We start from the raw sequence: 19,903 nt of genomic DNA, 5'->3' as shown, positions 1-19,903 counted from the left end.
TCGTGGTAAGATAAATATCTGATCAACTTCTTTGTAATAATGAGCCCAGTATTGTGCCGGGCTTATTTTATTCATATATATTGGTATGTAGCATCCCGGCAATGAAAATTAATGAATTTATTTTGCATTGCTCTCGATTTGGATAAAACTTCTCGCTCGGAAATGTGAATAAATTCCCATTTCTCTCGCTTAATCAGTTTTTTGCACTATCTTTGCAGACATGAGAAACAAACTGATCTTACTATTCTTTGCCTTCAGCGTCTGCCTTGGCGCTACGGCACAAGACAAAAGATACCACGGCGACGGTATCGATGATGTGTTGCAATATACTCCGATGGCAGCTTCGTTTATCCTCAAGATGGCTGGCGTGCCGAGCCGCAGTTCGTGGGAACAGCGCATATATAAGTCTGGAGCCACTTTTCTTCTCTGTGCCGGCACGACATACGCTCTGAAGCATACTATCCACTCACGCCGTCCCGACGGCACAGACAACCGTTCTTTCCCTTCTGGTCACACGGCAGTGGCTTTCTGTGGCGCTACGGTGCTGCATAAGGAATATGGCAAGGTGAGTCCCTGGATAAGCGTTGCAGGATATGCAGTGGCTACGGCAACGGCAGTAGACCGCGTGCGCCGCAACCGTCATCATTGGGTAGACGTGGCGGCAGGAGCGGCAATCGGTTATCTGTCTGCCGAGGCTGGCTATTGGATAGTGGAGAAGATTGCCGGAAAGAAGAAAAAGAAGGTTGATGGCGTGGAGCCTTCTGACGATGAACAGAAAGTGCAGATTGGTGTGTCGCCCGATGGTCTGGCTATGGTGATAAAGCTATAGCCGGAGGCGGACAATAGTAAACCCGAATCGGTCATCAGACAAAGCCCTAATGACCGATTGGGGTTAATACAGCAGCACCAGTCCTGCAAAAGCTGCATATACTATCATCTTTATCGGGTTTATCTTCATGAAGTATGTGCCAATGAAAGTGGCGATGAACAGGAAGCAGCTGATTCCGAACTGCCATGGGTTGATGTCGGGAGTGCTGAAGTTCTCTTTCGACAGCAGCAGCAATGTGGCAGCGCCGAGCAGTCCCACCACGGCAGGACGCAGTCCGCTGAGCACACTCTGTACGGGAGTGGTGCTCATATATTTCAGAAACATCTTCGCTATCAGTATCATCAGTATCAGCGACGGCAATACCAGAGCCGTCGTTGCCGTCACGCTTCCGAGCACCGACATTCCCTCGCCGTATCCGGCATTGTGAGCCGCCGTGTATCCGCAGTAGGTAGCCGAGTTTATTCCCACCGGTCCCGGTGTCATCTGGCTTATCGCCACGATGTCGGTAAACTCCGCTGTCGTGAGCCAGTGATGGTTGTGTACCACCTCCGTCTGTATCAGCGACAGCATACCGTAGCCGCCGCCAAATCCGAAGAGTCCTATCTGGAAGAACGTTATGAATAGTTTCAGGTATAGCATAATATTATTTTTATTCCGTGGGCTTGATATATTGTCCGTAGACATATCCGCATATTCCGGCGAGCAGTATTATCAATATCGGTGATATTCCCATTAGGTATATCGCCAAGGCGCATCCGATCGGAATCCAGCAGTTGTTAAGCGTAACGTTAGCCGACTTCGCCAGCTTGAATGTAGGGACGGCAATGAGAGCCACCACGGCAGGGCGTATTCCGCGGAACATCGCCTCCACCACCTTGTTGTGTTCAAACTGATGGAAGAACATCGCGATGAGCAGTATGATGATAAACGAGGGCAGTGCCGTGGCAAGACACGTCACGAGGGCGCCGGGCAGTTTCTTCAGCCTATAGCCGATAAACACGCTCATGTTTATGGCGAGCACTCCCGGACAGCTCTGCGCTATGGCGATGATGTCGATGAAGTCTTCCCTCTTTATCCAGTTGTAGTTGTCCACCACCTCCTTCTCTATTATCGGAATCATGGCATATCCGCCACCGAGGGTGAACAGTCCTATCTTGAAGAAAGTCTTGAAAAAGGTCAGATACAGGTTCATATCTTGTATTATTAAAAGAACCCTCCCCTCAGTGTGTTAGCCTTCGAGGGGAGGGTCGTCGTTTCCTTATGTCAGTAGAACCGTAGTGCGGTCATTCCGCGCGCTGCGGTTCCGTCCGTAAGATTCGTTTCCTCTTACTTCGTCTTGTTCTCAATCCACTTGCGTGCGTTCACGAATGCCTCGATCCATGGCGTCACGTCGTCGTTGCGGCGGTCGGCAGGATACCAGGCGTTCTGCCATGGGAAGATGGCACGCTCCAAGTGAGGCATCATAGCCAGATGGCGGCCGTCTTTAGAGCAGATACCAGCCACGTTGTAGTCCGAACCGTTAGGGTTGCCAGGATATCCGGCGTAGCTGTACTTGGCAATCACATTGTATTCCGACTCAGCCTCAGGCAGCGAGAACTTGCCCTCGCCGTGGGCCACCCAGATACCCAGCTTGTTGCCGCTCAGAGTATTGAACATCACGCTGTTGTTCTCCGGTATGGTGAGACAGAGGAAGTTGCTCTCGAACTTGTGCGACTTGTTGTGGAGCATGCGTGCGCGCTGCTTGTGCTCAGGGTTGATGAGGTTGAGTTCCACCATCAGCTGGCATCCGTTGCAGATACCGAGCGACAGGGTGTCCTCACGGGCATAGAACTTGTCGAGTGCCTCCTTAGCCTTAGGGTTGAAGAGGAATGCACCTGCCCATCCCTTGGCAGAACCGAGCACGTCGGAGTTAGAGAATCCACCGCAGAACACAATCATGTTGACATCCTCCAGAGTCTCGCGGCCGCTCACGAGGTCGGTCATCATCACGTCCTTCACGTCGAATCCGGCGAGATACAGAGAGTAAGCCATTTCGCGCTCACCGTTTGTGCCCTTTTCGCGGATGATGGCAGCCTTCACGCCAGACGCCGTGCGGCGGTCGGCAGAGATGCCATACTGCTCGAGCTTGCCGGTGAAGTCTTTGTTGAACTTCATCTCCAGCTTCTCCTCCTTATAGTTGTTGTAGCGCTCTGCAGCACATCCGTTCATGCTCTGGTCGCGGTCGAGCAGATAAGAAGTCTTATACCATACGTCGCGCAGCTTGTCGATGTCGAACTCATGCTTGTAGTCGCCAGCCTTCACCGTGATGGTGCGCTCCTTTGGAGTAGGATATCCGATCTTGGCGAAGCTTACGCCTGCCTCGTCCATGAATTCCTTGAACTCCTGCTTGTGGTCGTCAGAAATCTGTACCACCACTCCCGGGTTCTCAGCCATAAGCATCTTCACCACGTCGTCGCCTGCTATGTCGTGCAGGTTGATGTGCATACCGCCCTTGGCGTTGGCGAAACACATCTCAAGCAGTGTGGTGATGAGACCACCGGCGCTGATGTCGTGGCCTGCCATTATCCAGCCCCTCTTTATCATCTCCTGCACGGCGTTGAATGCATCGGCGAAATACTCCGGGTTCTTCACCGTAGGCACGTCGTCGCCCACCTTGCCGAGGCTCTGTGCGAAAGCACTTCCGCCGAGCATCAGTTCGTCGAACGAGAAGTCGATATGATAGATAGAAGAATTCTTGTCGTTCACTACCACCGGCGATACCACCTTGCGCACGTCGCTCACTTCGCCGCCGCTCGTCACGATGACAGTTCCCGGAGAGATGATCTTCTCGCCGTTAGGATACTGCTGAGAGAGCGACAGAGAGTCCTTTCCTGTAGGCACGTTGATGTGGAGAGCGCAGCAGAAGTCGCTGAGCGCCTTCACTGCAGCATAGAGACGGGCGTCCTCGCCCTTCTGTGAGCGGCAGGGCCACATCCAGTTTGCCGACAGGCTGAGGCTGTCCATGCCGTCGGCGAGCGGAGCCCACACAATGTTGGTCAGTGATTCAGCCACCGACAATACCGAACCTGCCTCCGGGTTGGCGAGTCCAGCCTGCGGAGCGTGTCCGAGAGCTGTTGCGATACCCTTGTGGCCGCGGTAGTCGAGAGCCACTACACCACAGTCGGAGAGTGGCAGCTGTATCTCGCCCTGACACTGCTGGCGGGCGATCTTGCCGGTTACGGAGCGGTCTACCTTGTTGGTCAACCAGTCCTTGCATGCCACCGACTCCAGCTGGAGCACACGCTCCACGTATTCGTCGATAGACTTCAGAGAGTATGTAGCGTCCTGATAGTGGTGTTCCACTGTCACGTCGTTCATGTATGTCACAGGAGAGTGTCCGAACATCTGAGCCACATCCAGGTCGAAAGGCTTCACACCGTCGCCCTGCACGAATGAGAAGTGTGCGTCGCCGGTAGTCTCGCCGACAACATACAGCGGAGCACGCTCGCGCTCGGCAATCTTGCGCACGTGTTCGATGTGCTTCTCGTCGATGAGCAGTCCCATGCGCTCCTGGCTCTCGTTGGCTATTATCTCCTTTGCCGACAGCGTCTTGTCGCCGATAGGCAGTTTGGTCATGTCGATGCGTCCACCACATTCCTCAACCAGCTCCGACAGACAGTTCAGATGACCTGCCGATCCGTGGTCGTGGATGCTGACAACAGGGTTGGTGTCCTCTTCGCAGAGAGCGCGCACGAGGTTGTATGCTCTCTTCTGCATCTCCGGGTTGGCACGCTGCACGGCGTTCAGCTCGATGCCGTTGCTGTAGCGGCCGGTGTCAACGGATGATACCGAACCGCCACCGAGACCGATGCGATAGTTGTCGCCACCCACAACGACAACCTTGTTGCCCTTCTGTGGTTCTTTCTTCAGACAGTCGCGCTTGGTGCCGTAGCCCACACCGCCGGCAAGCATGATCACCTTGTCGTAGGCATATTTCGTTTCTGCCTCGTCGGTAGTGGTAGGCTCCTGATGCTCGAATGTGAGCACCGAACCGCAGATGAGCGGCTGGCCGAACTTGTTTCCGAAGTCGGAAGCACCGTTTGATGCCTTGATGAGAATCTGTTCAGGCGACTGATACAGCCAGTTTCTCACCGGCATGATGTCCTCCCAGTCGCGCTCGCCGGTGTATTCCTTGGCGGCGTCTTCGCCACGTGCCACCTTGCTCGCCTTGAGGCTTAGCTCGTCTTCCTTCAGACGAGGATAGGCTGTCATGTAAACGGCTGTTCCGGCGATAGGCCATGAGCCTACACCGCCGCCCATACGGTCGCGGATCTCACCGCCCGTACCCGTAGCGGCACCGTTGAAAGGCTCCACTGTAGTAGGGAAGTTGTGTGTCTCCGCCTTCAGCGAGATAACGCTCTCCACGTCTTTCACCTGGAAGTAGTCAGACGTAGACTGGTCTGCCGGTGCGAACTGCTCCACAACCGGTCCCTGCGAGAACGCCACGTTGTCCTTGTATGCCGAGAGAATCTTGTTGGGGTTCTCCTTTGTCGTCTTCTTGATCATGGCGAAGAGCGAACTTTCCATCTCCTTGCCGTCGATGATGAACACACCGCCGAAAATCTTGTGGCGGCAGTGCTCCGAGTTGATCTGTGCGAAGCCGAACACCTCAGAGTCGGTCAGCGGTCTGCCCAACTGCTTCTCGATTTTGTGCAGGTATTCTATTTCCTCTGGCGAGAGGGCAAGACCTTCCTGCTCGTTATACTCCTCGAGGTTGTCGATGCGCTTGATAGGCTCCGGCTCGTGATTTACGGTGAACACGTCCTGTCCGATGCCGTCGTACATGCGCTGCAGCATCGGGTCGTGGTCAGCGTCGGCCGAGCTCACGGGGAAATACTCCTCAATACGCGAAATGCCGTGGAGATTCATGTTCTGTGTTATCTCAACGGCATTCGTACTCCAAGGAGTAATCATTTCACGGCGTGGTCCCACGAAGAAACCCTCGAGGCTGTCTGCCTTTTCGAGCACGGCGTCTCCGAAGAGCCAACAAAGTTCGTTAATCTCATTGCTGTCGAGCTGATGGTCAACCTGTGTTGCTATCACGCTCTTTGAAGGAGTTCTGAAAAAAAGAATCATAACGTTTATAGATATCTTTTAATATGTTTGTTTGTCTTACTAACAAATGTTATGCGTGCAAAGGTAAAAAAAATATTGCAGACTGAAACAATTGGCGGCAAGAAAATGTGCTTTATACCTCCATATACATTTTCCTGATAATACATTATCAGCCATAAACATTATCAAAATCAATGCCCTTCAATCCAAAATCCTTCATCTTCCGTTCTGTTTCAAGACCTACAACTATCATCGGATGCTTGTTTTCATATTTTCCATAGAAGTTGTCCGTTCGCATGATAAAATCATTTGTTTACCCGTTGGCGGAATTAATTTAGTGCACACTTAATTCTAATGACCGATTCTGGTTAAAATCGGGCACGCTGCTTGCCCAACTGGGGAAAGCTGCTTTCTCATCATGGGCACGCTGCTTGCCCCGGATGGGCAGATTTGGTTTCCGATACCTGCCCGATACATTCCCATTTACGGAGTTCAGCCAACGCATGCAATTCCATCCATCTGACAATTCCTCTCATCAGCAAACCATCCAGACAATTGCCTGACAATCGCCAGACGGTTAACTATCTGTTTGTCAGAATATTACAACAAAAAACCAGACAATCTGACAGTTTTTCAGAAATTCTCGCTTTTGCTGAGATTCAGCGATATGGGCAACTATTACTCATAAAAAACATTGGGACTCAAGTATCGTCATTCTGTCTTGGGAAACAGGTAAAAGTATGATGTTCAGACTTTGTTCTTTTCATACTTTACACAAAACGCCGTCATCAGCACAGCCGCACCAAGTGCCATCGGAGCTCCCACAATCGCCGCATACCTGTCGTCGAGACCTGCCGCTATAGGCAGTCCGCCAAGGAAAGCCCCCACGGCGTTTCCCATATTGAATGCCATCTGTATGCAGGCGCCGCCGAGCATCTCGCCGCCGGGAGCGTGTTTGAGGATGAGATACTGCTGCGGACTGCTCATGGCGAACATGCTGAGCACCGAGAACACGGTGAACGCTGCTGCTACCCAGCCGTTGTGGGCGAAGATGAATACCGACATCAGTGATGCGGCGGCAAACAGCATCATCGCCGTGGCCACCCTGCCCGGAGTGTAGCGGTCGCTGAGCTTTCCGCTGACGAGATTGCCCACCACCATGCCGAAACCGGCGAGAATCATTATCGCCGACATATATTCGTATGGTATGCCGCCGTCGCTGGTCAGTATCGGGGTGACGTAGCTGTAGAAGCAGAACACGCCGCCGTTGCCGAGCATCGTGGCACCGAGAATGAGCCACGGCGCACCGGTCTTCAGAAAGCGGAACTGTCCCTTGTATCCGTTGCTGGGTGTCACCTCCAGCTGAGGCACCCATTTCCATATATAATATATCACGAGCAGCGAGTAGAAAGATATGATTATAAACGGCATGCGCCATGAGATGTGGGCGCTGAGCGCCGTTTCGAGCGGTACTCCCAGCAGGTTTGCCACCGTCATGCCTGCAATCATCGTAGACACGGCACCCGTCTTGTGACCCTCATCGGCAAGGCGCACGGCAACGATAGACGCCACTCCGAAGTATGCTCCATGGGGGAGTCCGGAGATGAAACGCGCCACGAGCAGCATCTCATAGCTCTGTGCCACCGATGATATCAGCGCTCCGATGAATATCAGGCATACCAGAAACAGCAGTATGCTCTTGGGCCGGAACTGTTTCGCCACGGCAAGCAGCGGTGCGCCGCAGGTCACTCCCAGGGCGTATGCAGACACCAGATGTCCGGCCTGCGGAATGGTTATGCCCAGTGCATTGGCAACGTCGGCCAGGATGCCCATCATCACAAACTCCGTCATTCCCAGTGCCAGCGTTCCGAAGGCAAGGGCAATCAAACTCTTTTTCATTGTCTTTTGTTGTTGTTATCCGATTTTGCATTCCGCCCCGGCAGTAGTTTGTTGTCGTTTTCAGGGCGCTGTCTTCTTACCGGCTGCAAAATTACGACAAAACTATCAAAAACGAGGCACCAGGCGGAAGAATGTTTTCCCGTGTCGCCCATTATCCTCAAAGACACGTGAAGGTACCGGCTATATAGTATGGCGTGGCAATCGGCAATTTCCTCCACCTATATATAATAATCCCATATCGGTCATTAGGCGTTCAATGCAATATATTATGACTGTTTGCAGTCTTTTGTCTTTTATATTGTAGTTCAATCCTCGGAAAAGACATAAAACTATTGAATAGTTTTCAACTTGTTGAGAAAATAGCATAAAAATAAGGCTGTTTTTGAAAGTTTGTTGATAATAAATAGTAATTTTGCGGTATAAATTAAATATTATGACACATAAAGAGTTGAATCGCCTAAAACTGTTGCTTGTTGAGAAAAAGAAAACAGGCTTATGGCTGGCTGAGCAACTTGGAAAAGATAAAACAACCATCTCAAAATGGTGCACCAATTCAAGCCAGCCAGACGTTGAGTGTTTGATTAAAATATCAAAGTTGCTCAATGTCGAACTTTCGGATATATTAATAGTTGATAATGAAGAAATATAATGGAACAAAATATAATCCAAACTGACATCCATCGAGCGGTAGAAGCTATAAAAGTAGCTATTCTGCAAACGAGGCGTAAGGTGATGATTCAAGCCAACAAGGATTCTTTGGCCTTGAATTATTCCATCGGTGGATATATATCATGTCGTAAACAAACCTCACATTGGGGTGATAAAGTTCTTGATACGATTTCTTCACAGCTACAACAGGAATTGCCGGGACTTAGGGGCTTTACAAAAAGCAACCTAAAGAAAATGTGTGTGTTTTATGAAGGATGGAAAGAGTTTTTTGGAATAATATTCTTTAAAGGGAATAATAGTGTAAAATCAAATAAAATCTCACCTGTTTCGGCAGACAATGATGAAATAACAATTGGTCAGTTAATAACTGACCAATTTGATAAAGCAACACTGGAAGCTTTCCTTACAGTGCAGTTTACCCATCATTATGAGATACTTAGACGATCAGAGTCAATTAATGAACGTCTTTTTTATATAAGGCGTGTTGCAAGTGAGTTTTGGAGTGTTGACAAACTTAAATATAATATACGTGAGCAACTGTATTTGAAGGAAGGCACAATGCCCAATAATTTTGCTGTAACTTTGCATGATGGCGAACAGAAACAAAAGGCAATGAGGGCGTTTCGCAAGAACTACAAACTTGATTTCATAGAGATTGATGATGTAGATGAATGGGATGAGCACAAGGTGGAAGCCAAGATCGTTGAAAATATAAAGCGGTTTATCATGGCTCTTGGTGCCGACTTTTCTTATATGGGCAACCAGTACAGATTAATCGTTGATGACAAGGAATATTTTATAGACCTCCTTTTCTTCAACCGTAGATTAAGATGTCTGGTAGCGATAGAGTTGAAGTGGACAGAGTTTCTGCCTGAATATGTTGGAAAGATGAACTTCTACCTGTCTGCTCTTGACGACCTTGTGCGCTTGCCCAATGAAAATCCGTCCATCGGAATCATTCTTTGTCGAGGACAAAAGCAACGGACGGTGGAGTATGCTCTGCGAGACACAAGAAAGCCAATGGGCGTTGCAACATATAGGGCAGCAAATGAGCTACCAGAAGAGTATGGAGAAGTCCTTGGAGGATTGGAAGGACTGAAAGAGTTAATGTAGAAATAAAAATTTTATGGCCAAAAAGATATATAAGTTTATAGATTTAAAACCACTCTTCTAAAAGAGCAAAATACAGGCAAGCCCTAATGATTGATTCGGGATAAGCCCTCCTTTTTTGGTTAATATACGATAACTTAATCGCTTTCAGGTTAAAATGTTTTAAGTGGAGTAAATAAAAAGCGGTTATGCACGTCTTTATTAATAAATTCGTGGCGCGATTCCCGTGTCATCCCCCGTTGAGGCCTTTTGAGGGATGGGAAAGCCACAAAACATTGATAACAAAAAAATAAAGGAAAATAACTATGAACAAGAAAATTTTAGCTATGACATTTGCTGTTGGCTGTCTCGTGTTGGGTAGCTGTGCCAGCAAGAAAGACCTTGAGAACTGTCAGAACGAGAATAAGGAGCTGACAAAGAACTATCAGGATTCCAAGGAGCAGCTCGCTGCAAGCCGCGCTCGCGTGGCAAGCCTCGAAGACCAGCTCGCCCAGGCAAAGAAAGACTATGCCGCCCTGCAGGGTTCGCTCGACAAGAGCTTGGCAAATGCGGGACAGAACAATATCAGCATCGAGAAGCTCGTAGACCAGATCAACGAGTCTAACCAGTATATCCGTCACCTCGTTGAGGTGAAGAGCAAGAGCGACTCTCTCAACATGGTGCTGACAAACAACCTCACCCGTTCGCTGAGCAAGGAGGAGATGAAGGAGGTTGACGTGCAGGTGCTGAAGGGCGTCGTTTACATCTCGCTTGCCGACAACATGCTCTACAAGAGCGGTAGCTATGAAATCAACGACCGTGCTGCCGAGACTCTGAGCAAAATCGCCAAGATCATCAAGGACTACAAAGACTACGACGTGCTCATCGAGGGTAACACCGACAATGTGCCTGTGAACAGCAGCGCCGCTTCGATGAAGAACATCCGCAACAACTGGGACCTCTCTTGTCTGCGCGCCTCAAGCGTGGTTCAGGCTTTGCAGAACCAGTATGGTGTAGATCCTAAGCGTCTCACAGCCGGTGGACGTGGTGAGTATAACCCTATCACCAACAACAATTCTGATGTTGCAAAGCAGCGCAACCGCCGCACTCAGATCATCATCACTCCTAAGCTCGACCAGTTTATGGACCTCATCGACAAGGCTCCGGAGGAGAAGTAAGGATTCTTATATCATTGAACATACCATAAAAAGCGTACCGTTCTGCAAAGGCTGGTACGCTTTTTATAGTTTGTAGGGCCAGATTGCAGTCTGGCGAGAACACTCTTCCTGCCTGTTTTCCTCACTTCTTTCTTGTAGATGCTTCCCTCTTTTCTGCTATAACCAGATTTCCGCCAATCATAAATATAATTCAGAGTTGTCGGATTATGCCGATAAGACCCTAAATCGGTCATTTAGGGCTTGCTCGGATTTTGTTTGTCAGAAGAGAGGATCTTGTTTGTCATCAGCTGCTTGTTCTGGAAGCGTCAGTTCCGGGATTATGGTGTCGGATTCTTTTGAGTTGTCGCGCAGGAAGAACATACAGTAGTATATCGGCATATATATGATGCCCTTGTCCGAGTGTACCTTCTGTTCATTGCTCAACACCACGCCACGGTTGATGTTGTAGTCTGGTGTGGCAAGGAATTTGTCCAGTGCGCTGTGTATGCGGTAGTCCTTTCCTGATTTCACTTCTATCGGCAATACGGTGAGGCGTTCGTAGTCGTCGATGAGGAAATCCACCTCTCCTTTCTGCTTGTTGTCATAATAGTGGAGCGAGAACCCGTGTGCATGCAATTCCTGAGCTACAGCCGACTCGTATACCGCTCCCAAGTTTACGCTGCGCTCATCTTTCAACACAGCCTTGATGTTTGTTCCGTAAAGCAGGTTGGTCAGCAGTCCTACATCGCTGAGGTACAGTTTCAGAAGATTCTTGCTTTCAGATTCGGCAAGTGGAAATTTCGGGTTGCTGATGGCATTCACCGGCAATGCAACTCCGGAATTCGTGAGATATTCAAACTCTTCAGCGTAGTCGCTGAACTGCTTGTGTGATTTGGTGTCTTCTATGTTCTTTACTATTATCCTCTTCTTCTTGTTCTCCATGTTCGAAGGCACCATATCGTAGATTTTCCGAATTACGAGCTTGCGTTCATTGTCATATTGTGAGGCGTCAATCCTATACAGCGCATGGATATCGCGCTGGATGGCTCTTACCTGGGCTATGTTGCGGTTTTCCTTGAATTTGTTTATTGCATCAGGCATTCCGCCAACAAGGAGATATATCCTGAACTGCTGCAGCAGGTAGTTGTGCATGGAGTCGTTGAGTGATTCATGTGATGAAAAACACTTGCGGATGCCTGCTATCGTTTCCTCACCGCATCCCATCGCCCATAAGAATTCTTCGAAGTCCAGCGGATACATCTGCTCTATGGATATGCTGCCAATTGGCACCGATGGGGTCTGCGATAGGGCAACGCCCAATAGCGAACCGCTTGCCACATATCTGTATTTCCCGTCTTCGTTCAGGAATTTCAGCAACGTCAACAGATGCGGATACGACTGTATCTCGTCAAGGAATACCAGCGTGTCATTCTCGTTACCGAGATTGTCGCCGGCAATTGCGCCAAGTTGCAGATAGAAATCCTCTTTGCTTCTTATCGTGGCAAAGATGCGTTCGCCCTCCTGGTCGGCTTTCAGGTTTATCTCTACAAAATGCTTGAACAGATTCTTTCCGATATGCCTTATCAGATAAGACTTGCCAATCTGTCTTGCACCATTAACAAGGAGTATTTTTCGCGTTTCCTTGGTAAGGAATTTTTCCAGTCGTTCCGTAAACTTCCTCTTTAACATGATATGTGGATTGAGTTTCTGCAAATGTACTAATAATAAGCGACTTACGCAAGCATTGGGGAATTATTCCATGAAAAACGGTGTCAAAAAAGGGAATTATTCCATAAAAACCGACCTCATATTGGGGAATTATTCCGTGTTTTTGATGCGCATTATGGGGAATTATTCCGTTTCCCCGCTGTCAGATGCTTGTCGTTTGCTATCCGTTAGGGTTGGATAGGAAGCGCCGTCTGAATGTTTGCCAGAGGCGGAGCCTTTCCTTGCGATTTGTCTTTTCTTGCAGTGTTTGCAGGTTTCTTCTTAGCATTGATATTATGTCATTGGAATATACTCTCGACGGTCAGGCTGTGATGCTCAATGCGAAGAGTCTGAAGGGTCTGAAGAAGGGTGCTTACATCATCAATGACAGGAAGTTCATCCTCAAGTAAAAGAACAATTAAACCCAAAACGGTCATTAGGCCGTTTATTGTATTTTATATTTACTGCTTGCAGTCTTTTGTTTTTTATAAGGCGTCTTTTGCTTGTTTTTAATTCGTAATAGCTCGCTATTACTCATTAAAAGCCAAACAAAATCCACTCTTCTAAAAGAACAAAATCCAGGCAAGCCCTAATGACCGATTTGGGTTAAACAAAAAACGGTCATTAGGGCTTGCTCGGAATTATATAATTCATGATGCCCTAATGACCGTTTTTTTGTGATTCAAGTATTGTCAGCTGTTCATCTTATCTTGTGATTTTCCAGCTCTTGCCACCCTGCTTCACTATTATGATGCCGTTGTGGTTGGCGGTGTCGGTGATGCGTTCGCCGTTGATGTTGAAGGTCAGGCGAGGCTCTTTGGAGTTGGTAATCGTTGCGGCGTCGCTGATGCCGTCGGTCATCTTCTTGCCGCTTACTGTCATCTTCTTAATCTCCCATGTAGAGGCGATTGTAGAGGTGCTGGTGTATCTGAATGCCACGCGTATCTTCTTGCCGGCGAATTCGTTGAGGCTTATGTCTCCTGATTCCACGAAAGTCCAATTGTCGCCCGTAGGCCATGTGAAACCGCTGAGCACCGTTGCCGTTCCGTCGCAACGTACCTCCACGCTGAGCCTGTCTGTAATGTTGTCGGTCTTTATGAAGTTCACTGCTTGGTTGATGTTCATCTTTGCCGATTCACAGCCCGTGAGGTCTATCTCCGGCGATACGAGATAAGAGTCGGCCTCATGGCAGCTGCCTTTGAATGCCGTTCCCTTCCATCCGTATGTGTCTGTTATCACCCAGATGTTGCTGTTGTCAAGCGGGTTGTTCACGTCTTCGATTGTGAAACCACACTCGCCCTTGGTGAAATCGTATGAGGCAATCACGTCGGAAGGGGTGACAGGTGTGTCATCGCCCTTGTAGTTGTCTGAACAGGTGGTGGTCATAGGATCGAAGGCGTAGTCTATGCTGTCGCCCCAGATATATTCCATCAGGTTAGGGAAGTCAACGAACGGGTTGCGGTTGCCTTGTATCTCGCTCACCTTGTTGTTTCTCGTTATCTCCAGTTCGTTTGGCATGTCTGCCTTTGCCCATTTTATGTATAGGTCGTAAGCCCATTTCTGTAGGGTGGGGTAGTCGTTCTTCTCCAGAATCTGCAGTCCCACTCCCGTCCAGGGCAGTCCGCTGTAGCAGGTTGCCATATACATGTATCCGCGTGCGAAGTCGCCTTTCCACTCATCGGCAGGCTCCCAGTATTTCTTGCCGTCGTTGCCGTTGCCCACCTTCGTCCATCCGTTTCCTGTGTCGCCGCTCACCACTTCGCCCATCGGGTAGTTGCTCTTGCTGCTGTTTATCTTGCTCTCGCAGGGCATGAGGTTGTAGAGGTCTTTGTATGCCTGGTTTTCTGTCTTTCCCCACCAGCTCTTGGGGAACGAGTGCTCGATGTTCATTCCGGCTCCCGCTGCTCCCTGGCTTGTGCTCATCGGCCATGTGCTCTCATTGGAGTAGCGGTCGATGAAGCGTCCGTCGCTGGTGCGGTCGGTAATCCAGAATCCCCACCAGGTATTTCCGCTACCAGAGCCATAGCTCAATACTTTGGCGTCTTTGATGATGTCGTGGACTGCGCTTTTCAGTTCTGCACCCTTCTTTCCCTTCAGTGAGTCGTAGTAGCCCTCTGGAATCTGTGCCAGGGATGCTACGCTGGAACAAGCCAGTGCAATCAGCGTGGCTAATGTTCTGAATTTGCTTTTCTTCATGTCGTCGTTTTATGTAGTTTTATTTTCTTTGTTATTCCCTTCCTTGCGCCATTTTTCTGCCGTGTGGCAGGCAGGGGCAAAGGTAGCATGGCGTTTATTTCTTTATCGTCTCCTTATGCAGAAATTCGGCAAACTGCTCCTTGTATCCGTTGAACACGTTGACGTCGACGTCTCCCTGTATTCCTCTCACCTTGCCGTAGGGCGTGAGCTGCCAGAAGGCGAGCCTGACGTCAGGACGGTATTGTCCGTAGCGCGCAATCCATACGGGGTAATTGCCCTTGATGTCGGGAGCGGCAGACAGATATCTGTTCACGAAATTCTGGCTCACGTAGAGCACGGGCTTCGTGCCGGTGGCGTTGCGCACGATGTTGAGCCATGTCCTGATGGCACGGAACATCACTTCCGGTCCGCCCATCTGTTTTATCTGGGCGTCGCTTGGCTCCACGTCGAGAACGGGAGGCATGTCGCCGACTTTCAGAGCCGTGTGTCTAAGGAAGAAATGCGCTTGCGCCGCAGCACTGCTCCTTGTCGAGAAGAAGTGGTATGCCCCTACGGCGATGCCTCTCTTCTTGGCGTTGACATAGTCGGAGGCGAAATATCTGTTGCGCACGGTGACGCCTTCCGTTGACTTTATGTATGCGAATGAGATGCGGTAGTTTATGTCGCCGGCACTTCTCCTTCCGGAACCCAGTCCGATGACTCGCACCTTTGTCCAGTCGAGATGGAATTTCTTCTTTCCCTTCTCGTGTTGGTATCTCGACACGTCGATGCCGTATATCCTGTCGGCTGTATGCACCATCTTCTCTCCGCGGTATCTGTCCTTCCGCCAGTCGCCGGCTTTCACCTTGCCGTTCTCTGCCACTCCGCAGCCGAAACCGTTGCGGCGGTCGGCGGTCCACTGGCCGGTATAGAATTCTCCGTCGGCATTTCTCCATGTGCCGTGTCCGTCGGCAAGCAGGTCTTCACTGAATCCTCCGTGGTATATTCCGAGAGAGTCCTCTCGCGTTCCGCTCACTATCGTGTCGGCGTGCCATAGTGCGGTGATCCGTCTGCCCAGAGAGTCGGTCGTAGTGCCGTAGCCACAGCGTTTGCCGTCTTTCCACATTCCGCTGTACACGATACTGTCTTTCAGCGACAACACTCCGTAGCCGTTCCGCTTGCCGTGTGCCATCTCTCCGCGGTAGCAGTAGTCGCCGTGGTATAGGGTCACGGTGTCGATGGGCTTGCCGTCTTTGCATGAGATGATGGCGAGTGCCGTCAAGGCATATATAATAAGGTGGGATATTTTCATTTCACTATTCCTCCCTTGTTGTTTATTCCGATGAAATATCCGTTGCGGTTGAATATCGGCGCGCCCTCGGGAGCCAGCAGCTCTGGTGTGGCATGGCGCTCGGTTGAGATGGTGGTGCCTCTGAAAATGTTTGGCTTCTGGAGCGCTGTGCTGGGCAGACTGTTCTTTGTCAGTCCGAAGACTCCGGCTATGGATATGGTGTCGCCCTTTTCGGGGATAAGGCAGAATACGTCGAATCCATACAGGCTGTTTGCATCTTCGGGCATGAACTTGCCTTTCGTCTGCAGCACGATGGTGCTTCTTGATGTCTTTCCCGACTCCTCAGGCAGGATGCGGCATGCTATTCTGTTCGCCTTCTTCGCGTTGACGGGGTATACCAGCGTATATCTGCTTTTGCGCCTTATCTTGAGTCCCTTTTTCTGTTGCAGCGATTTCAGCAGGTTGATGCTGTGCTGCAGACTGTCTTTTTTCTTCTTGTTCTCCTCAGCGTATGCGGCGATGGCGTTGTATCCTTCGTCTTTCACGTTGTGGGTATTCAGATAATAATCCATTTCGGTCTCCCTCTTCATGTCGGTGGCAAGCATCTCTTCGGCTCTTTTGATGGTATTCTCAATCAGGGTGCCGATGTTCCTGTTTGCCATGGAAATCAGTCTTGCGTCGGTGGAAAATGGACTGACGGTGAGTATGCGGCCCTGGCATGAGGGCATGAATGTGAACCTGTTTATCCAGCATCCGCACACCATTGCCTTGCGCTCCGTGTCGCTGTCGGGCTTTACGCTAACGGCATGGAGCGTGGTGTCGGCATTGATGTCGTTGCAACAGGCTATCACTCTGCCACGGCTCAGAATCTCGTAGTATTCACCGCATTCTACGGTAACCACGCTCCGTTTCATGCTGTCGTAGCTTTCGGGCAGCAGCGAGGGTACCGTAATAAAAGCAATCGCTGCCAGTATTACTACTGGTAGCGACCACAATATTGTCTTCTTTTGTTTATTAGTCAATCTCTTCATCAGCTTCATAACCACCCATCTCACGGATGGCGTTCTTAAGCATTGTGTACTGTTGGTATAGGTTGTTTACTGCCTCTTCGCCCTTGGTATAGTCGTGCATAGGACTCTTGAGGAAGAAACTCAGGAAACGCTGCGTGCCATAGCGTCCGGCTCTTGCGGCGAGGTCGCTCAGCAGACAGAGGTCGAGCAGCAGAGGGGCAGCGAGGATGGAGTCGCGGCAGAGGAAGTTTATCTTCACCTGCATTGGGTAGCCCATCCATCCGAAGATGTCGATGTTGTCCCAGCCCTCCTTGTTGTCGTTGCGTGGAGGGTAGTAGTTGATGCGCACCTTATGATAATACTGTGTGTCCTCGTCGTTGCCGTGGCCATAGAGATCGGGCTGCACGTCGGGCTTCAGGATTGTCTCCAGTGTGGAGAGCTTGCTCACCTCCTTGGTGTGGAAGTTTGCCGGCTCGTCGAGCACGAGACCGTCTCTGTTGCCGAGGATGTTTGTAGAGAACCATCCGCTCAGTCCCAGGCAACGGGTGCCGATGATTGGGGCGAAACCGCTCTTTACGAGGGTCTGACCGGTCTTGAAGTCCTTGCCCGAGATAGGCATCTTCGTCTTCTCGGCAAGTTCCCACATGGCTGGAATGTCGACAGTTGTGTTTGGCGCACCCATGATGAACGGTGCTCCTTCGGTGAGGGCGGCATAGGCGTAGCACATTGATGGTGCCACGTGTTCGCGGTCGTCTTCCTTCATCGCCTTCTCCAGAGCTTCGAGCGAATAGTGGATCTTCTCGTCCACCGGAACGTAGATTTCCGTTGAGGCAGCCCAAATCACCACGATGCGTGAGCAGTTGTTCTCCTTCTTGAAGTTGCGGATGTCTTCACGCAGTGCTTCCACCATCTCCCAACGCGTCTTGCAGTCTTTCACGTTGTCACCGTCGAGGCGTTTGGCGTAGTTCTTGTCGAAGGCGGCCTTCATAGGCTTGATCTTCTCCAGCTCGTCCTTCACGGGGTTGATGTCTTTCTCCTTCAGCACCTCGGCATACATCGCAGCCTGATAGGCATTCTGTGGGTATACATCCCATGTGCCGAACACGATGTCGTCGAGACTAGCCAGTGGCACGATGTCTTTGTAGTGCAGATATTTCTTCTCGGTTCCCTTGCCTACGCGTATCTTGTCGTATTGTGTCATGGAGCCGATGGGCTTGGTCAGACCGCGACGTGTCATCAGCACACCTGTCATGAATGTCGTGGCAACGGCACCGTTGCCAACAATCATTATTCCTAATTTGCCCTCAGCGGGCTTTACGCTTGTTTGCATATCGTTTTTTTATGATTCTGTTAATGTGGTAATTATTATCGTTTGTCGGCAGCCTAGTGTAACAGGGCCAACATTATGCAAAGATAGTCATTCTTATTGATATGCTTGCAATATTTCAAAGTGATTAACATTTGAACGTCTGTTTGCGAAATTATTTTGTTGCTGTATTGATGTCTTCTCTTTTTTTTCTTGGGCAGTGAAACCTTGTAATACAACCGGTTCCTTCAGTTCTTTGATCTTGTTGCTCACTGATACAGTCATTCAGTATTGTCGTTGTGTCCCCGCTTCAGGCATTTGCCGTTCCTCTCCGCTTACAGTGGTTTCCAGTCTTGTTTTGTCCCATTTTTGGGCACATTTTCTTTTCAAGTAGTGCCCAAAATCTTCCATTTTCCATGACAGTGAGAATAAAGTGCCCATCAGCCTTCGGCGACAGGCACAGGTCTAAAATAGAAAGCGGATATCACTCTAGGAACACGGATTTGTCATCACGGAGTAACAACTTTTATATAAGACAAAAACCAGGATACCCACCCTGAAGCCTTTCAGACAAAAACCAAGATAAGCCCCTGTATGCTTTTGCGAGCCTCACGGCTTGATTCCTGCCGTCCAGTTAGCCCTTACGAGAGCACGCTCTCGCCGGTCACCCTGTCCGCCATGAATCGGTGGTGACTTTTTGTCACCACCTCGCAAAAGCATACAGGCGATAAACCAAGACAAACCTGCTGCGCAGTAAAGTATTAATATAACTCAGCCAATTGCCATCAGCCCCCACCTGGCCTCCCCCGTAGGGGAGGGACAGATATCCTTGCAAGTAATGTTATCGTCAGTAGTCGTCTGATTATCAGAGGCTTATCAATAGCAATAGTAACTGTCCCTCCCCTACGGGGGAGGCTAGGTGGGGGCTGATATGATTGTCTGAAGAAGTCTTTGACAAAGCATAGTAACTTGTTCCTTCCCTTGGGGAATGTCAGGATGGGTTATCCTGCGGGGAAGGTTAGGATGGGTTCGAGACCGAGAGGGGGCTGATGCCATCAGACTTGTTTTCATTTTCTGCCATTATACTTGCGGTTTATTATGGTTTTTGTATAAAAAACCATCAACCGAATCATTTGCTAAGTAAAAGGGAGAGCCCCGCACTTTCAAATCTAAGAAACACCCAAACAGGAATCATTGAAAATTTCATTTCGCGCGCATATATAATTATAATGTGAACCCTACACCTTTCCCTTCAATTCTGTCAAATAAAAGGAAAACCGTCATTTTTTTCTCATTTTCTTTTGAAAACATTTGGATGGTATGAGAAAAACCCATACCTTTGCATCCGCTTTTGAGAACGAACGCTGTTACAAAACAGTTATTAAGTCAGAAAGGGCAGACAAAAGAAAGAGTTCTTTGAAAAGATTACAATAAACAGAGAAGTAGTAGTACAAGAAGCAGGCTTCTTTTCCACCTTATATTATATAGGGGTTATGGATAAAGGAGTTCTGGGTAGAACGAAACCTATCAATTTCTGAAGGTGATACCGGATGATTTTCGGAGGCATTCTGAACAGAGACAAAACGAACTTTCCTTCGGGAAAGGTCATTATAAAGATATTATACAATGGAGAGTTTGATCCTGGCTCAGGATGAACGCTAGCTACAGGCTTAACAC

General features: G+C 49.4%; 15 protein-coding genes. 4 read left to right on the top strand and 11 right to left on the bottom strand.

Going from position 1 to position 19,903, the window contains the following annotated elements:
- Positions 1–220 precede the first annotated feature (220 nt).
- Positions 221–829 carry a phosphatase PAP2 family protein gene (locus ST42_RS06335; protein WP_044072899.1) on the top strand — a complete coding sequence of 203 codons (609 nt, stop codon included), beginning with the start codon at positions 221–223 and terminating at the stop codon, positions 827–829.
- 63 nt (positions 830–892) lie between these two features.
- On the opposite strand, the gene ST42_RS06330 is transcribed toward ST42_RS06335, so the two are convergent.
- From ST42_RS06330 to ST42_RS06315, 5 genes are all read right to left on the bottom strand, one after another.
- The gene (locus ST42_RS06330; RefSeq protein WP_044064606.1) at positions 893–1,468 is read right to left on the bottom strand and encodes a chromate transporter; all 576 of its coding nucleotides are present in this window, start codon (positions 1,466–1,468) and stop codon (positions 893–895) included.
- 10 nt (positions 1,469–1,478) lie between these two features.
- Positions 1,479–2,021, bottom strand: coding sequence for a chromate transporter (locus ST42_RS06325; RefSeq protein WP_044072898.1), 543 nt, complete (start codon positions 2,019–2,021; stop codon positions 1,479–1,481).
- Between the two features lie 134 nt (positions 2,022–2,155).
- A complete protein-coding gene (purL, locus tag ST42_RS06320; RefSeq protein WP_044072897.1) occupies positions 2,156–5,944 on the bottom strand; it encodes a phosphoribosylformylglycinamidine synthase in 3,789 nt (1,262 codons plus the stop codon).
- Positions 5,945–6,092: 148 nt separating this feature from the next.
- Entirely contained in the window at positions 6,093–6,221 is a 129-nt protein-coding gene (locus ST42_RS14440; RefSeq protein ID WP_262503198.1) for a hypothetical protein, read from the bottom strand.
- A 449-nt stretch (positions 6,222–6,670) separates the two neighbouring features.
- On the bottom strand, positions 6,671–7,822 hold the full coding sequence (locus tag ST42_RS06315; RefSeq protein WP_044072896.1) for an MFS transporter: 1,152 nt from the start codon (positions 7,820–7,822) through the stop codon (positions 6,671–6,673).
- Between the two features lie 433 nt (positions 7,823–8,255).
- Here ST42_RS06315 and ST42_RS06310 point away from each other — a divergent pair, with 433 nt between their 5' ends.
- From ST42_RS06310 to ST42_RS06300, 3 genes are all read left to right on the top strand, one after another.
- Positions 8,256–8,471: a helix-turn-helix transcriptional regulator gene (locus ST42_RS06310; protein ID WP_042517970.1), complete on the top strand. Its 216-nt coding sequence runs from the start codon at positions 8,256–8,258 to the stop codon at positions 8,469–8,471.
- Complete coding sequence (locus ST42_RS06305) at positions 8,471–9,604, top strand: PDDEXK nuclease domain-containing protein (protein WP_044072895.1); 1,134 nt, start codon at positions 8,471–8,473, stop codon at positions 9,602–9,604. Before ST42_RS06310 ends, ST42_RS06305 begins: the two co-directional genes overlap by 1 nt.
- Before the next feature lie 302 nt (positions 9,605–9,906).
- Entirely contained in the window at positions 9,907–10,758 is an 852-nt protein-coding gene (locus ST42_RS06300) for an OmpA family protein (RefSeq protein ID WP_022316861.1), read from the top strand.
- A 258-nt stretch (positions 10,759–11,016) separates the two neighbouring features.
- On the opposite strand, the gene ST42_RS06295 is transcribed toward ST42_RS06300, so the two are convergent.
- The 6 genes from ST42_RS06295 to ST42_RS14305 all read right to left on the bottom strand — a co-directional run.
- The gene (locus tag ST42_RS06295) at positions 11,017–12,426 is read right to left on the bottom strand and encodes an ATP-binding protein (RefSeq protein WP_044072894.1); all 1,410 of its coding nucleotides are present in this window, start codon (positions 12,424–12,426) and stop codon (positions 11,017–11,019) included.
- Positions 12,427–13,149: 723 nt separating this feature from the next.
- Positions 13,150–14,640, bottom strand: coding sequence for an endonuclease (locus ST42_RS06290; protein WP_044072893.1), 1,491 nt, complete (start codon positions 14,638–14,640; stop codon positions 13,150–13,152).
- Between the two features lie 94 nt (positions 14,641–14,734).
- Positions 14,735–15,931, bottom strand: a complete 1,197-nt coding sequence (locus ST42_RS06285) for a GH25 family lysozyme (RefSeq protein ID WP_044072892.1) — start codon at positions 15,929–15,931, stop codon at positions 14,735–14,737.
- Positions 15,928–16,941: a hypothetical protein gene (locus ST42_RS06280; protein WP_156136983.1), complete on the bottom strand. Its 1,014-nt coding sequence runs from the start codon at positions 16,939–16,941 to the stop codon at positions 15,928–15,930. The genes ST42_RS06285 and ST42_RS06280 overlap by 4 nt, the downstream gene beginning before the upstream one ends.
- On the bottom strand, positions 16,925–18,250 hold the full coding sequence (locus ST42_RS06275) for an inositol-3-phosphate synthase (RefSeq protein WP_044064595.1): 1,326 nt from the start codon (positions 18,248–18,250) through the stop codon (positions 16,925–16,927). The genes ST42_RS06280 and ST42_RS06275 overlap by 17 nt, the downstream gene beginning before the upstream one ends.
- Before the next feature lie 1,456 nt (positions 18,251–19,706).
- A partial coding sequence (locus ST42_RS14305) for a hypothetical protein (RefSeq protein WP_231556946.1) occupies positions 19,707–19,903 on the bottom strand: 197 nt, incomplete at its 5' end.

Origin of the sequence: Prevotella pectinovora (assembly GCF_000834015.1) — a bacterium.
GTDB classification, from domain to species: Bacteria; Bacteroidota; Bacteroidia; order Bacteroidales; family Bacteroidaceae; genus Prevotella; species Prevotella pectinovora.
The sequence above is the reverse complement of the archived record's forward strand: the minus strand, read 5'-3'. Positions and strand labels throughout refer to the sequence as shown.